The organism is Bradyrhizobium uaiense (genome assembly GCF_010811875.1).
GTDB classification, from domain to species: domain Bacteria; phylum Pseudomonadota; class Alphaproteobacteria; order Rhizobiales; family Xanthobacteraceae; genus Bradyrhizobium; species Bradyrhizobium uaiense.
Map to the genome: position 1 here is coordinate 1 of NZ_VKHP01001299.1, position 203 is coordinate 203.

A 203-nucleotide genomic window follows, 5' to 3' on the forward strand; every position below is an offset into this window, starting at 1 on the left:
CGAGATTCCAGATCACGGCATCGGCGTTGAAGTCGCTACCGTCGTGGAATTTCACGTTCCTGCGCAGGGTGAAGCGCCACTTGGTCTTGTCGGTGTCGTCGACCTTCCATTCAGTTGCAAGGCCCGGCACCAGTTTGCCCGGCCGGTCGGCAACGTCCATCTCCCAGGCCACCAGCGGATCGTAGATCGTATAGGCCGTAAAC

The 203-nt window shown here is 59.6% G+C and carries 1 protein-coding gene; it reads right to left on the reverse strand.

Annotation, left to right across the window (positions count from 1 at the left end; genetic code table 11):
• The coding region (locus FNJ47_RS49690) for an ABC transporter substrate-binding protein (RefSeq protein WP_236000667.1) at positions 1-203 on the reverse strand (203 nt) is incomplete at both ends.